Below are 14,235 nucleotides of genomic sequence, written 5' to 3'. Positions count from 1 at the left end.
ATCAGGCCTCGAAGTCCGGCCGCTCGATGACTTCCCGTTCGTTGTCGCCGCAGCCGTGGCGGTACATGAGTCCCCAGGAGCGCTCTCGCTCGTCGTAGTCGTCGATCGTCTCCATCGTGATATCCTCGTAGACGACGTACATGCTGAGGTGGGTCAGTTCGACGTCGTTCTCCTCGGCCCACGTCGTACAGTAGTACTCGGCGAGGTGAACCGGGACGTCGTTGTCGTCGAATCCGCCGCGGCGGACGCTGTTCATGTAGAACCGCTCCCGATAGGTGTCGTACTGGGTCTGGAGTTCGTCGGACGGCCTGTCGAACGTCATGTCGCGCTCGTTGTAGACGTCAATTCGTTCGCCGTCTACCGTTTCGGCCGGGAAGACGTAGTAGCGATCGGTGGTCCGCGGCGTCGGCGCGAAGACGCTCCATTCGGGTTGTGAAACGCCGAAACTCGAGGCCACGTCGTCGACCGGTTCGGGCGGCCCCGACCCCGCCTCGCCGACCCCGGCGAGAGGAAGGTACGTCACCGTCGAGAAGAGCACGAGCGAGACGAAAACGACGGCGAGCGTGGCGCTGTGGAGGGTCGACTTCGCCCGGTCGATCGAGGGACGTTGCAATCGTGGGTACGGGACGGCGCCGGCCCGCGTCTCGAGGCGCGATCGGAAGCCGCTCACTCGCGACGTATCGACCTCGAGCCAGTCGACCACGGCCCGGAGGTCCCGCCAGAACTGCGCCTGAAGAAACAGGGTAAGCCCCGCGAGCGCGACGTAGGGGAAGGCTCCGATGCGAACCGTCACGATGAACGAGGCGTGCCCGCCCATGAACAGCGCGACCAGCGCCATTCGCTTGCGCCCGACGAGAAGGATCAACAGCCACGAGCCCATGAGCATGTAGTACCAGAGATAGGTTCCCAGCTCGAGCAGTGCCGGGAACTGACGGAGCGTTCCGGCGAGCAGGTAGGTCATATCGTCGAGACCCATGATCAGCGGCGTTGCGTCCCCACCGGTCCACAGCTCGTCCTGGGACTTGTGGTACCAGTTGAGGAAGTACATGAAGACCATCTGGCCGAGGATCAGCGCCGAGGCGATGCCGGCGACGCTCTCGCGAGGTTCGCGGCCGGCGTGGACGGCGTCGATCGACCAGCGCTCGCCGAGCGGGAGGAAGATCGCCCAGAACAACAGCAGTCGAAAGAGCGTGTCCGCGTAGCTCAGGACCAGCGGGTTGTGGTGGTCGAGCGAGACGACGAGCAGGAACGAGAGGATCGTCGCGATGCGGGTCTTGTAGCCCACGATCAGCTGGATCGCGATCAGTCCCTGGAGCACGAACAGCCCCGCGATCAGCGTCGGATCGGTCGTGAGATGGTAAATCGAGAACGCGCCGTCGGCGCTGAGCTCCGTCGCCAGCGACTGCGGCACGACGCCGTCGTCGGTGTAGTAAAACGAGAAGTTCCGCGACCGAAGCAGGAGGTCGGCGACGATCAGCAGGCCGACGAAGATTCGAAAGACCGCGAGCGAGCGAGTGTCGATGCGGATGCAGTCCTCGAGGTTCCGTCGAAACCGTCCCGCGAGTCGTTCGAATCGTTGTCGCACGTGAAATCACCAAGGGTGTCGCCGCCCGCGCTCCGACGTTCGACCTCCGCGTCATCGACCGACGCCGTCACTCGAGTCGAACGGACGACGCGAGAGCGTAGACGGGTGTTAGTAGTACTCGAGAATCGGCGGATATATGTTTTCTGTTCGGAATGTCCGTCGGCGTCGAGACTCGGGAACGCCGAAGACGCGCGCCGCGGTGGAAAACAACGACCTTGCGCCGGTGTGGATCAGCCTCAACCCGTGTACTCGCTCCCGATAACCTCCCGAATGCGCTCGGCCGTCACTTTCCCGACGCCGTCGGCCGCCTGTAGCTCCTCCTCGCTGGCGATCATCACCGCCTCGACGGTGCCGAACTCCTCGAGGAGTGCGCGGGCCGTCACGGGACCGATCTCGGCGATCGAGGAGACGACGTACTCCTGTTGTTCGGCCAGCGTCTTCGACTGCTTCTCGCCGTGGACCGACACCTCGCGGCTGCTCGTCTCCTGTTCGCGGCCCGCGAGCACGGCGAGCAGTTCCGTCGTCTCGTCCTCGCCCTCGGTGTGCAAGATGCTCGCGCCGAAGTCGACGGCCAGACTCGAGAGCGCGCCGCGAATCGCGTTCGGGTGGATGTCCCGCTGCTCGTAGAGGCCGTCGCCCTCGACGATCACGATGGGCCGGGAGTAGTGACGCGCCATCGCGCCGACCTGCTCGAACACGGATCGGTCGCCGCCGACCAGCGAGTCGACGAAGTCGGCGACGGATTTTCGCTCGACGACGACGCGATCCGAACAGACGTAGTCGCCCACGTCGAGCGTCTCGAGGCGGATCTCGATCTCCTCGCGTCTCGAGAGGTCCCGGGCGATGTTGGCGTCCATCTCGCGCTGGTCGGCAACGATCTCGATAGCATCGCCTTCGGCGTGGGGTTCGTGGGTTTCGACGTCGTCGGTATCGTCTCCGCGTTCGCTCTCACCACCGTCGCCGTCGTCCGACTCCGTCTTCTCACCCGAAAAGTCCTGCAGGCCGGGCTGCGATTCGACCCCCTCGGTTCCGGTGGACGAATCGCTGACGGCGTCGGGGTGGCCGCCGTTTGCGTTCACTTTCGCTCCGGTCTCCGCGTCGCCGTCGTCGAAGTCGGTCAGCGCCTGCTGGGAGTCGTCGAGTTCCGCCTCGAGGTCGTCGGACACGCTCTTCAGGTCGCGGAGTTCGGACTCCATCTCCTTCTCGCGTCGGCGGGAGATCCAGAAGTAGGCCTCGTCGCGGGTGTCCTCGGCCATGAGGACGACGACCCGACCCTCGGACTGGCGGCCCGTTCGGCCCTTGCGCTGGATCGATCGAATCGCCGTCGGGACGGGTTCGTAAAAGAGCACGAGGTCGACCTCCGGGACGTCCAGACCCTCCTCGGCGACGGAGGTCGAGACCAGTACCTCGAACTCGCCGGCCCGGAAGTCGTTCAACACCTCCTGTTGCTGTTTCTGGGTCATCCCGTCGGATCCCTCGCGGTCGCCCTGCCCGACGAACCGCTTGGCGTCGAAACTGTCCGAGAGGAAGTCGGTGAGCGCTTCCGCCGTATCGCGGGACTCCGTGAAGACGATCACTCGTTCGCCGCCCTCGAGGCCGAGCGTCTCGGCCAGCAACATCCGCGTCTTGCGATATTTTGGGTGTAACTGGTCGAAGCGCTCGGCTTTGCGCATCGCTTCGCGGACGCGGGGGTCCGAAACCAGCCGCTGGCTGGCCTTCGAGGCGCCTGACGAACGGGCCTGGTTGCGCTGGCGGTCGAAGTACCGCCGCACGGCCTCGACGCTCTGGGTTTCGACGAGCGTGACGGCCTGCCGAAGCTTCATCACCTCGGCGTGGACGGACATTCCCTTGAACCCCTCCGACTGGTCGTTGTTGATCAGCTTCTGGAGTTCCGCGCGCATCCGGTTCAGGTCCTTCTGGGACTGATCGGGCTGGGTCGAGGAGGCGACCCCGAGCTCCTTCAGTTTCTCGAGTCGGTCTTTAATGACGTCGTTCAGCGCATCGCGGATCTCGATGACTTCCTCGGGGAGGTCGATGCGCTCCCACTCGACGTCGGTGTCGTGGGTGAACTGATCGACGTCGGCGTCCTCCTCGGTCATCACCTCGACCTCGCGGAGGCCGAGGTTCTCACAGACCTCGAGGATCGCTTCCTCGTCGCCGCCGGGAGAGGCCGACATGCCGGTCACGAGCGGATCGCGAGCGTCGGGGTGGTAGCGTTCGGCGATGTAGTTGTAGGCGTAGTCGCCGGTGGCGCGGTGGCACTCGTCGAAGGTGAGGTGAGTGACGTCGGAAAGCGAGATCCGAGAGCCGACGAGGTCGTTCTCGATCACCTGCGGCGTGGCCATCACCACCGTCGCGTCCTCCCACATCGCGGCGCGGTCGTCCGGGCTGACGTCGCCCGTGAAGACGACGATCTCCTCGTCGGGGATCTGGAGGGCTTCGCGGTAGAAATCGGCGTGTTGCTGGACGAGTGGTTTCGTCGGCGCGAGCATCAGCGACGTGCCGCCGACCTCCTCGAGTCGGCGAGCCGTGACGAGCAGGCTCACCGTCGTCTTCCCCAGGCCCGTGGGGAGACAGACGAGCGTGTGGTCGTTCGCCGCCGTACCGGCGAGTTTCAACTGATAGAGTCGGCGCTCGAGGAAGTTCGGCTCGAGCAAGGGATGCTCGATGGACGGCGGTTCCTCGTCCTGTGTCGCCATTGCCGGCGGTTCGCGGTGCCCGCGGTTAAACGTTGAGAAAGCGCGGTGGAAGTGAAACGCGCTGTGGGCATCGGCCGTGCCGGTGCGTCGCTGCTGGCTATTTCGAGACGAGAAGGGAGAGGCACAACTCGAGGCCGATCCGCTCGAGCGACGGATCGAACCCGACCCGAAGCGCGAACTCGAGCGCCTACAACTCCGCGCGTCTGAACCGCCAGTAGCCGAGCGCGAGCGGAAGCCCGATCCAGACCCCGAGGACGACGAACGCGAACCAGTGTTGCAGGTAGAAGGGAACGTCGCCGCCGTTGCTGACGGCCACGGAGGCGCTGTCGATATCGCTGTCCCAGATGGACGCAACTGCGTTGACGATGTCTTCGGAGACGGCGGTGAGTCCGAACCGGTGGATGAACGTCTCCGCGTTGCCGTCGACGAGCCCGAGCCACCAGTTGAGAAGAGAGAACACCGACTGCCAGCTGTAGACGAGGAAAAAGAGGGCAAAGCCGGCGACGCTCGCGACCGTCTCGGAGGTCGTCAGCGCCGAGGCGGCGTAGCCGACGACGACGAAGATCAGCCCGAAAAAGAGGATCACGACGAGCATGCCGACGAACGGACCGACGGCGAAGTCGCTGATGCCGAAAAAGAGGATCAGAAACGCGGGGACGTAGCCGACGAGGACCGCGGTCGCAAAGACCGCCAGTCTGCCGAGGAACTTCCCAACGTACACTTCTCCGCGCGTGTACGGGAAGGCCAGCAGAAACTTGATCGTCCCGAGTCGGCGCTCCCGGACGATCGACTTGATACTGACGAGCAACGCGGTGACGGGAGCGAGCACCGTCATCACGAACACCATCGAGAACAGCGTCCCGATCGGAAGCCCGTCGTCGACGCTGGTACCGGACGTAACGTCGTACAACGCTACGACGGGAAGAAAGAGGACGAACAGCGCCATCAGTACCCACAGTTCGCGCGACCGAATCGCGTCGTGGTAGTCTTTCTTCGCGACGGTGAGGGTGCTCACGGCACCACCTCGAGTTGGAGGGACATTTCAACAGTACGAACTGTACTCGAGCCCCTGTAGTAAATGTTTTTCATAGTTGGTGTCCGCCAAGACACGAACCCCGAACCGGAGCGCGTCACCACTCCGGCGACGGGAACTCGGCGACGTCGTCGCCGCTACAGCTGTGGCGGGAGAACCGGTCGGCCTCGCGGTCGCGGTTCTCGGGGTCGTCGACCGTGTCGTGGGTGATCTCCTCCTCGACGACGTACATCTCGAGCGAGCGCAGTTCCTCCCCGTGGTCCTCGGGCCACCGCTCGCAGAGGTGGTCGGCTAGCAGGTCCGGGACGTCGTTGCTGTAGCCGCCGCGGCGGACGCTGTTCATGTAGAACCGCTCCCGATACGTGCCGTGTTGTTGCTGTAACTGATCGTCGTGGGGGCGGTCGAACGTCAGCGGCCGCTCGTTGTAGGCGTCGACGAACTCCCCGCTCTCGGTCTCGGCGGGGAAGACGTAGTAGCGATCCGTCGTCCGCGGATCCGGGCCGGCGAAGACGCCCCAGCCGATCGGCTGGTCGATCCGCAGACTCGAGGCGACCGTATCGACCTGTCTGACGCCCGTCGTCTCCGCGAGCGTCTCGGCGATGGACGCGTCGACGCGTTCGACGAGCGACTCGTCGCTCCCGTCGTCGAGGGCGGCCCCGCCGGCGTTGAACGCGACCGCGACGGCGACGAACAGGATCGTCGCGACGACGACGCCGAGAGTGACCGTGTACGTCCGCTCTCGAGCGACGGCGAGGCGGTCGTCGTCGCCGAACGGTCGGGGCTGGGGGTTCGGAACGCGCCGGGCGACCGCCTCGAGTCGGGACGTCGCGCGCTCGATCGGCCTCGCGCTCGAGGGTTCGATCCCGATGCGGCGGGCGACGGTCGCCAAATCGTTCCAGAACTGCGCCTGCAGGAAGAGGAGTACGCCGGCGAGGGCGACGTAAGGGAACGCGCCGATGCGAACGGTCACCGCGAACGCGAGGTGGCCGCCGACGAAGAGGCCGACGAACGCCATCCGCCAGCGCCCTTGCAGGACGAACAACAGCGGCGAACAGACGAGCATGCAGAACCAGAGCAGGCCGCCGAGACGGAGTAGCGTCGGAAACTGGGCGAGGGTGTCGCCGAGCAGAAACGTCATCTCGTGGATGCCCATCACCAGCGGGGCGGCGTCGCCGCCGGTCCAGACGTCGGACTGGGATTTGATCAGTCCGTTCGTGAAGTACATGTAGACCATCTGGCCGAGGATCAGCGCCGAGGCGACGCTCGCGACGTACCGCCGGGGATCGCGGTCGGCGTGGACGGCGTCGACCGACCAGCGCTCGCCCAGCGGGAGGAAGATCGCCCAGAACAACAGCAGTCGAAAGAGCGTGTCCGCGTAGCTCAGGACGAACGGGTTGTGATTGTCGAGCGAGATGACGAACAGGAACGTCAGAACCGTCGCGATCCGGGTCCTGTAACCCACGATGAGCTGGACCGCGATCAGGCCCTGAATTATCATCAGCGCCGCGATCAGTTGCGGGTCCGTCGTCACGTGGTAGATCGAGAACGGATGCGTGGAGATCGTCTCGAGGACGAGCGACCGGGGAACGACGCCGTCGTCGGTGTAGAAAAAGCCGAAGTTTCGCGCACGAAGGAATAAATCGGCGACGACGAGGAGACCGACGAAGACGCGGAAGACGGCGAGCGTGCGCGCGTCGATCCGAACGCCGCGCCGTAGCCGGCGACCGAGTCGGCGTCCCGACTCGCGGAGGGAGGGGAGTGTCGCGGGAGCCATGTAGGGGGAAGATCCAACGGAACACCTATAGGTGTTATCATCCAGACACTCCTCGCGTCGGACCCGTCAACCGCCGCGAGGATGGGGAACGATGCCGGCAGCAGGACTTTGCGAACGCGGGTAGTCGACCGACCATGGCCTCCGTCTTCGCTCGCGCCGCACAGCGTGTGCCCGATCGTAGACCGCTCTTGCAGGCCGTCGGGTTCGTCGTCCTCGTCAACCTGATCGGCAGCCTTCCCGGCGTGCTCTCCTCGCCCGGCAGCGCCTGGTTTCAGGCGCTCGAGAAGCCCTGGTTCTATCCGCCGGGTATCGCGTTCTCGGTGGTCTGGACGGCGCTCTTTACCCTGCTCGGCGTCGCGCTCTGGCTGGTCTGGCGAAGCGACGCCGCGGGTCGACGGCTCGCGCTCGGGCTGTTCGCCGTCCAGTTGGCGGTCAACGTCACCTGGACCCCGACGTTCTTCTCGCTCGAGGCGCCCCTCGCCGCGCTCGGGATCATCCTCCTGCTGTGGGTGCTCGTCGCGGCGACGATCGCGGCGTTTCGCCGCGTCGACCGCCGAGCCGCGGCGTTGCTCGTGCCGTATCTCGCCTGGGTGACGTTCGCGGCGGTGCTCAATTTCGAAATCTGGCGGTTGAACGCCTGACAGTAGCCACAGATCGCCACTCGAGGGAGTCACGCGACGGCGCCTCAGAAACTGACGAAGGGCACCGAAGTTTTACAAATACCTGACGTTCAGTTTCGCATGAACGATGGGAGAACGACCAGGCGTCGGTTCGTCGCCGGCGTCGGCGCGAGCGTCGCCGCGGTAACCGCCGCAGGCTGTCTCGGCAGCGACGACGATGACGACGACCCCGACGGGATCGGACCGAAAGATATCGAGTCCAGACGCGAGCGAATGCCCGACCCAGACGTCGATCTCGAGTGGGACGACGCCCGCGAGTTCCGCGCGTGGCTGTTCGACGACGGCAACGAGACCACCGGCCAGTACAACTACACCGAAGACCTCCCGCCCGTCGACGACGTCGAGTCGCCGATCCTCGAGGTCATCGACGGCTACCCGGACCGGGTCGACGGCCTGCTGAGACAACCGGGTTCGGAGGTCGTTTTCGGCGAGTTCGATCGCGACGACCTCGAGTCGACGCTCGAGGGCTCCGACGCGTACGCCGTCACCGACGAGTACGAGGGGTACGTCGTCGCGGAACCCGACGACGAGAACGGAGACGGCGGGCCGGTCGCCGGCGGGGACGACGCCATCGTCGTCGGCTCGCGCTACGAACGGCCGATCGACGCCGGACGCGGCGAGCGGGACCGCCTCGAGGAGATCGATCCCTGGATGACCCACGTCTTCGAGACGCTCCCGACGGGCGAACTCGCGAGTGGTGCCTACCTGGCGCCGCTCGAGGGACTCGAGCACGGCGAGATCTACTGCTGGGGCGTCTCGACGCCGGATCGCGAGGCCGACGCCTCGGAGTGGGCGCTCGTCTTCGACGACCCCGACGACGCGGTCGACGCCGAGAACGACGTCCGATCGGAGGTCGAACTGGTCGGCGGCGAGGTGACCGCCCTCGAGGTCGACGAGCGGACGATGACGATGACCGTGGCGGGGCGCCAGCTCGACGAGGAATACTAGCAGCGCAGTGTCGGAGAGTCGTCAGCGCGATTGCGCTTCCGCCTCGGGTGGCAGCCAGTAGACGAGGATCATCGCGCCGAGGGCGAACGCGGCCAGCACGAAGTAGCCCTCGTCGAAGTAGTTCCGCTCGGCGAGCGCGCCGAACAGGACCGGACTCGCCGCGCCGATAGTCATGTACGTCGTCCGGAGGAAGCCGAGCCCCGTCCCCTTCATATCCGGCGGGAACGCCGCGGTCATGTACGGCAGCGTCATCGTGCCGTAGCCGAGGATGCTCGAGAGCAACACGGTGCCGACGACGATCGGCCAGAACCCCTCGAGAAAGGGCAACGCGACGAGCGAGACGATGATGACCGACAGAATCGCCGGCAGCGAGCGGCGGATCCCCCACAGGTCGTAGAGCCGACCGGTCAGCGGCTGGACGACGATTCCGAGCGCGAAAAACGTACTGAACATCGCCGTCGCCAGCGCCTCGGAGAAGCCCTTGACCTCGATCAGGTAGGTCGGGTAGAAGCCCGTAAACGCCTGCCAGACGCAGTAGGTAAGGATCTGGATCGTCGTCACGACGACGATGGCGGGCTGCCAGAGCTTGTCGGCGACGTAGCGGCCCGTCTCGAGCGAGAGGCTGTCGACGGCGCTGGTCGTCCCGGACGTGTGTGACGGGACGAAGAGCCAGACCAGTACGGCGACGAGGCCGAAGATGGGAACCGAGAGGCCGAAGCCGAGTTGCCAGGCGAGCGTCGCCGCGATGCCGCCCGCGAGCAGCGGGAGGACGGCGTTGCCGACCTCGCCGGCGGCCATCGTGACGCCGATGGCGGTGCCGTCGTTATTTGGAAAGACGTCGGAGAGAATCGTAAAGCGGGCGACGCCGTACAGCGCCGTTCCGAAGCCGAAACAGGCCGTCGCGAGGTAGACCACGGGCGCCGAGCCGGCGAGGGCGACGACGGCCAGAGTCGCCGCCGAGATGAGGCTGCTCAGGACGAGGATGTTGCCCTCGCCGAGCCGATCGGCGAGGATCCCGCCGGGAAGCTGGCCGAGCGCGTAGGCCAGCCAGAGCACGGTCAACAGCAAGCCCGCGGTCGTCAGCCCGAGCCCGTACGCCTCCCGAAGGTAGGGCAACAACACCGGATACGCCATCCGGACGCCGATCGAGAAACACCACCCGGTCGCGACGGCGAAGAGGATCTTTCCGCGACCGTCCGCGAGTACCGACCGCGCGCCCGCGAACCGTTCGAGTCCCAACTGTCGAACCACGAGTGCGACCGTTCGCGCCAGAGGGTGTTGAGGGCGTCCTTCCGGTACGGTATTGCCGATATCGGAACCCGATCGGTTCGGACCGTCCAGCCGACGCTACCGTCGACGCGGCTTCCGACGCCGACTCGAGCGGAGTCGGGATCGAACCGATCAGAAAGCTAATAGCACCCGCGCGAGACGGCCGAGGTATGGCCGCGATCGAACTCCGCGGCGTGACCAAGCGCTACGAGCGCGCCGGCCTCTTTCGGGGCCGGTCGGTCACCGCCCTCCACGACCTCGATCTCACCGTCGAATCGGGCGAGATCTTCGGCTTTCTCGGGCCGAACGGCGCCGGCAAGTCGACGACGATCGACCTGCTGCTCGGCTACGCCGCGCCGACCGCCGGCAGCGTCACCGTCCTCGGCGAGGACGTCGCCACCGAACGCACCGCGGTCCGCGAACGGATCGGCGTCCTCCCCGACGGCTACGGCGCCGTCGGCGAGCGAACCGGCCGCGAACACGTCGAGTTCGCCATCGAGGCGAAAGGCGCCGACGACGACCCGGACGAACTCATCGAGCGCGTCGGCATGCGCGGCCCCGACGAGTACCCCGTCACGCAGTACTCGAAGGGGATGGCCCAGCGGCTCATGCTCGCGGTCGCGCTCGCCGGCGACCCCGACCTCCTCGTCCTGGACGAACCCTCGACCGGCCTCGATCCGAACGGGGCTCGAACCATGCGACGGATCGTCCGCGAGGAAAACGAGCGCGGCGCGACCGTCTTCTTCTCGAGTCACATCATGGAGCAGGTCGAGGCCGTCTGCGACCGCGTCGCTATTCTCGATGGCGGCGAACTCGTCGCCGTCGACACCATCGACGCGCTTCGGGACTCCGCGGGCGGCACGTCGACCGTCACCCTCGAACTCTCCTCGGTCCCCGAGGAGACGGTCCGGTACGTCCGGGCGCTCGAGGGCGTCGCCGGCCTCAAGACGGACGGCTCGTCGGTCGTAATCGGCTGCGAGGACGGCGCGAAGGCCGCCGTCATCGCGGCCTTCCACGACTCGCCGGCGACCGTTAGAGACGTAGAAACGAGCGAGACGTCCCTCGAGGACCTCTTCGAGCGCTACACGCGAGGTGTCGCCCAGTGAGTCGCTTCGATTCGCTCGCGCTGTTCGTCCGCGAGGACGTTCGCGATACGATCCGCGAACGACAGCTGTACGCGCTGGTCGGGATCTACGCGCTGCTGGGGCTGTTTCTGGTCTACGCCGAGGCGCAGTCGATCGGGACCGAACCCGAACTGACCCCGGTGCTGTTCTCGTTTTTCACGATGCTGACGCCGCTGCTCGCGCTCGGCTTCTTCGCGTCGTCGATCGTCGAGAAACGGACGAACGGCGCGTTCAAGATCGTCTTCGGGTTACCGGTCGGCCGCGGCGCCGTCGTCGTCGGCACGTTCCTCGCGCGAACGCTCGTCGTCTGTGCGGCCGTCGTCGTCGGCATGATCGTCACCGTCCCGGTGGGGGCGGTGCTCGGCGTCGCCATCGATCCCGCACAGTTCGTCGGCGTCGCGGCGTTGCTCTCGCTGCTCGGCGCGGCGTTTACCGCTTTCGCGGTCGGCATCTCGGCGGTCGTTCGCACGTCGACGCGGGCGACGGTTGCCGCGTTCGGCGTCTTCGTCCTCTTTTTCTTCCAGCTCTGGGCCCAGCTCCCGCGAGCCGTCCTCTACGTCGTCAACGGCTTCTCCTATCCCGAAACGACGCCCGAGTGGGTGGACCTCGTCGCCGCGTTGAATCCGATGTCCGCGTACGCGAATCTGGCCGCCGGCCTCTCCGCCGACCTCGGGGGTGGAACGTTCGCCTCGCCGCCGACCGATCCCGTGTTCTACGAGGAGCCGGCGTTCGGGCTCGCCGTCTTGCTCGGCTGGGTCGTCCTCGCGATCGGCGGCGGCTACTGGCGGTTCCAGGCGACCGATCTCTAGGGTCGGCGGGAACCGCGATCCGGGAATTACTCGGCGCCGAGTCTCGAGCGGACGGTCCGTCCTCCGTCCAGAAGAGCGTGGCCGCACTCGAGTCGGTGGCTACCGCCCGGTCGGCCGCGACCGGGAGTCGTCGAATCGCTCGGTGGCCCAGTCGCCGACGATAGCGCCGACGGCACCGATCACGCCGAACACGGCGATATACAGCGCTACGGCCACGACAGTAAGCCCCGCTGCGAGAACCGAGATGGCCGCCGTCGACGAGTAGTCGGGGATGGTTGCAACGAAGCGAGCACCGCCCCACAGCAGAGCGATTCCCCCGATCAATCCCGTTCGCCAGCCGACGCGACGACTCGAGACCGGGCGGCCACTACCGAGGGAGCCGACGATCAATCCCGCGACGAATACCGGGACGATGACGGCAGAGTCGATGCTCGACCACTGGACGAACAGCGTTCCCGGAACAGATGCGAGGCCGACGAGGACCGGATACGTCCACTCACGGTCGATGGCGGGCCCGGATCGTCCCATAGTTGTATGTCTCCCCCAACCTACATTAATATTATCCAATTCTGAAACGGCTGGCCACAGCGTTATCGCTCGCGTATCGAAACCGGTCGATCACAGCGGAACGAACTCGAGGACCACCCACGCGAGCACGCTCGCGTAGATTGGAATCGTCAGGTTGTCGTCGACGATGAAATCGCCGAGACGGACCTTGACGCCGTCGGCGATAGTCGCCCCCAGCGCGGCCGCGAGGACGGCAAGCGGCGTCTCGTAGAGAAACGGCGCGGCGAGCAGCGCCGAGACGACGAACATCGTGACGAGCACCGTCGGCCCCTTGACGAATTTGAGGCTGTCGTCGGAGACCGCGCCGCTGATCGGATCGCCGATCGCGAGCATCAACATCGCCGGGAGCGCGATCTGGGGCTCGAACAGCAGTACGGCGACCGTCATGCTGACCATGTAGTAGCCGTAGCCGGCGAACTGGTCCTGTTCGTATTCGCGGGTCAGCTTCTCGTATAGCTGCCAGTCCAGACCGACCCGCAGGCGGAGGAACTCGAGGCCGATCGTTCCGACGGCGAGGGCGACCATCAGCATCCGAAACCGCTCCCAGGTGAGACCGAGGTCGTAGGCCTCGGAGAGGAGATAGAGGACGACGAGTCCCGCCCCGCTCGAGTGGACGAGCCGCCGTTTCAGTTCGTCAGCCATCACCTCACCCCTCGAAGGAAACCATCTTCAGTCCGTCGGTTACAGTTCGGAACGCAATCCCATCGGGGCGACTCGGATCCGTCGCGTCGCCGACTCGAGCGAGCGCCTCGAGACCGTCGTGAAAGGACTTCAACTGTTAAGTAGTTACTCGCACCACGTACAGCTACGACGCCACCACGAATCGGCACTCGCGCCCGGTGTCGAGTGGCGGGGACCCAATGCACGGAATCGTCCACAAGACGCTCAAGGAGTACGTCGTCAGCCGAACCGACGAGGACACCTGGGAGACCGTCCTCGAGCGTGCGGGCATCGAGCCGCGGCTCTACCTTCCCGTGACGACGTACGCAGACGACGAGATCGACGCGATCCTCGCCACGCTGTCGTCGATGGCGACCCAGAACAGAGCCCAGATCGAACGCGACTTCGGCCGGACGCTCGCGCCCGAACTCCGGACGACGTTTACCGCACACATCCGCGACGACGACTGTTTCGCCGCCCTCGAGAACCTGGCGGTGATCGTCGAGAGCGTCGACGCGTCGAGCGACGAAACCGCGCTGCCGACCGTTACCGGGCGTCGCGAGGGAGCCGACCGCGTCCGCGTTACCTACCGCACGCACCGAGAGCCGACCTACTGCGGACTGGCGCGGGGACTCCTCGAGGGCTTCGTCGCGACCTTCGACGACGCCGGAGCCGAAGCGACGACTGTAACGAAGGTGGCCTGCGTCGAGGACGGCGGTGACGCCTGCGTATTTTTCGTCGAGCGCGAGCGGGACGGGTGACGGCCGCCGCGTGACGACCGTCTCAGCGCCGCCGGCCTCGGCCAGCCACACTGATTGCGAACGCCACCGCGAGCGCGAGCGCCAGCCCGACGGCCGCCCCAGCGGCGCCGAAGCCGGGCATCGACTCGAGCCGTGAGCGGAGGCCGCCGACGGTCACCGTTGTCGATGCCTCACCGACCCTGAGTTCGTGCTCGCCGGCCTCTTCGAACGCGACCTCGCGCTCGAGCGCCCCGGTCTCGCCGGGCGCGAGAGCGATCGGATCGGCTGTCGTCGTCTCCGCCGCGGTTCGAACCTCGAGCGAGCCGGCCGCGGGGAGGTCGTCGGCG

At 66.1% G+C, this 14,235-nt stretch carries 13 protein-coding genes and 1 pseudogene; 5 read left to right on the top strand and 9 right to left on the bottom strand.

Going from position 1 to position 14,235, the window contains the following annotated elements; all coding sequences use genetic code 11:
- Position 1 precedes the first annotated feature (1 nt).
- From C493_RS11950 to C493_RS11935, 4 genes are all read right to left on the bottom strand, one after another.
- On the bottom strand, positions 2-1,585 hold the full coding sequence (locus C493_RS11950; RefSeq protein WP_007259699.1) for an HTTM domain-containing protein: 1,584 nt from the start codon (positions 1,583-1,585) through the stop codon (positions 2-4).
- Between the two features lie 236 nt (positions 1,586-1,821).
- Positions 1,822-4,284, bottom strand: a complete 2,463-nt coding sequence (locus tag C493_RS11945; RefSeq protein WP_007259698.1) for a DEAD/DEAH box helicase — start codon at positions 4,282-4,284, stop codon at positions 1,822-1,824.
- Positions 4,285-4,471: 187 nt separating this feature from the next.
- A complete protein-coding gene (locus tag C493_RS11940; RefSeq protein WP_007259697.1) occupies positions 4,472-5,299 on the bottom strand; it encodes an ABC transporter permease subunit in 828 nt (275 codons plus the stop codon).
- Between the two features lie 115 nt (positions 5,300-5,414).
- Entirely contained in the window at positions 5,415-7,091 is a 1,677-nt protein-coding gene (locus C493_RS11935) for an HTTM domain-containing protein (RefSeq protein WP_007259696.1), read from the bottom strand.
- A gap of 134 nt (positions 7,092-7,225) precedes the next feature.
- Here C493_RS11935 and C493_RS11930 point away from each other — a divergent pair, with 134 nt between their 5' ends.
- The gene (locus tag C493_RS11930; protein ID WP_007259695.1) at positions 7,226-7,732 is read left to right on the top strand and encodes a TspO/MBR family protein; all 507 of its coding nucleotides are present in this window, start codon (positions 7,226-7,228) and stop codon (positions 7,730-7,732) included.
- Between the two features lie 99 nt (positions 7,733-7,831).
- Positions 7,832-8,719 carry a hypothetical protein gene (locus C493_RS11925; RefSeq protein WP_007259694.1) on the top strand — a complete coding sequence of 296 codons (888 nt, stop codon included), beginning with the start codon at positions 7,832-7,834 and terminating at the stop codon, positions 8,717-8,719.
- Between the two features lie 21 nt (positions 8,720-8,740).
- On the opposite strand, the gene C493_RS11920 is transcribed toward C493_RS11925, so the two are convergent.
- The gene (locus C493_RS11920) at positions 8,741-9,958 is read right to left on the bottom strand and encodes an MFS transporter (protein WP_007259693.1); all 1,218 of its coding nucleotides are present in this window, start codon (positions 9,956-9,958) and stop codon (positions 8,741-8,743) included.
- 200 nt (positions 9,959-10,158) lie between these two features.
- On the opposite strand from C493_RS11920, the gene C493_RS11915 reads away from it, so the two are divergent.
- Positions 10,159-11,094, top strand: a complete 936-nt coding sequence (locus C493_RS11915; RefSeq protein ID WP_007259692.1) for an ABC transporter ATP-binding protein — start codon at positions 10,159-10,161, stop codon at positions 11,092-11,094.
- The gene (locus C493_RS11910) at positions 11,091-11,921 is read left to right on the top strand and encodes an ABC transporter permease subunit (RefSeq protein ID WP_007259691.1); all 831 of its coding nucleotides are present in this window, start codon (positions 11,091-11,093) and stop codon (positions 11,919-11,921) included. The genes C493_RS11915 and C493_RS11910 overlap by 4 nt, the downstream gene beginning before the upstream one ends.
- A 99-nt stretch (positions 11,922-12,020) precedes the next feature.
- Here C493_RS11910 and C493_RS11905 read toward each other — a convergent pair whose 3' ends face one another.
- The 3 genes from C493_RS11905 to C493_RS24050 form a co-directional block, all read right to left on the bottom strand.
- Positions 12,021-12,449 carry a DUF5518 domain-containing protein gene (locus tag C493_RS11905; RefSeq protein WP_007259690.1) on the bottom strand — a complete coding sequence of 143 codons (429 nt, stop codon included), beginning with the start codon at positions 12,447-12,449 and terminating at the stop codon, positions 12,021-12,023.
- Between the two features lie 90 nt (positions 12,450-12,539).
- The gene (locus tag C493_RS11900) at positions 12,540-13,130 is read right to left on the bottom strand and encodes a diacylglycerol/polyprenol kinase family protein (protein WP_007259689.1); all 591 of its coding nucleotides are present in this window, start codon (positions 13,128-13,130) and stop codon (positions 12,540-12,542) included.
- Positions 13,131-13,134: 4 nt separating this feature from the next.
- Positions 13,135-13,263, bottom strand: a complete 129-nt coding sequence (locus tag C493_RS24050; protein ID WP_275039831.1) for a hypothetical protein — start codon at positions 13,261-13,263, stop codon at positions 13,135-13,137.
- Between the two features lie 85 nt (positions 13,264-13,348).
- Between C493_RS24050 and C493_RS11895 the strand changes: the two genes are divergently transcribed.
- The gene (locus tag C493_RS11895; protein WP_007259688.1) at positions 13,349-13,909 is read left to right on the top strand and encodes a heme NO-binding domain-containing protein; all 561 of its coding nucleotides are present in this window, start codon (positions 13,349-13,351) and stop codon (positions 13,907-13,909) included.
- 22 nt (positions 13,910-13,931) lie between these two features.
- Here the strand turns inward: C493_RS11895 and C493_RS23055 are convergent.
- Positions 13,932-14,235 (bottom strand): annotated as a pseudogene (locus C493_RS23055) (hypothetical protein); the annotation flags it as partial.

The organism is Natronolimnohabitans innermongolicus JCM 12255 (genome assembly GCF_000337215.1).
Lineage (GTDB): Archaea > Halobacteriota > Halobacteria > Halobacteriales > Natrialbaceae > Natronolimnohabitans > Natronolimnohabitans innermongolicus.
Note: the sequence above shows the minus strand (reverse complement) of the source record. Positions and strands in the feature narration are given on the sequence as shown.

Coding starts and splice junctions, on each gene's coding strand:
- C493_RS11945 (WP_007259698.1), bottom strand. CDS start 4,284: ATGGCGACACAGGACGAGGAACCGCCGTCCATCGAGCATCCCTTGCTC.
- C493_RS11935 (WP_007259696.1), bottom strand. CDS start 7,091: ATGGCTCCCGCGACACTCCCCTCCCTCCGCGAGTCGGGACGCCGACTC.
- C493_RS11930 (WP_007259695.1), top strand. CDS start 7,226: ATGGCCTCCGTCTTCGCTCGCGCCGCACAGCGTGTGCCCGATCGTAGA.
- C493_RS11925 (WP_007259694.1), top strand. CDS start 7,832: ATGAACGATGGGAGAACGACCAGGCGTCGGTTCGTCGCCGGCGTCGGC.
- C493_RS11915 (WP_007259692.1), top strand. CDS start 10,159: ATGGCCGCGATCGAACTCCGCGGCGTGACCAAGCGCTACGAGCGCGCC.
- C493_RS11905 (WP_007259690.1), bottom strand. CDS start 12,449: ATGGGACGATCCGGGCCCGCCATCGACCGTGAGTGGACGTATCCGGTC.
- C493_RS11900 (WP_007259689.1), bottom strand. CDS start 13,130: ATGGCTGACGAACTGAAACGGCGGCTCGTCCACTCGAGCGGGGCGGGA.
- C493_RS11895 (WP_007259688.1), top strand. CDS start 13,349: ATGCACGGAATCGTCCACAAGACGCTCAAGGAGTACGTCGTCAGCCGA.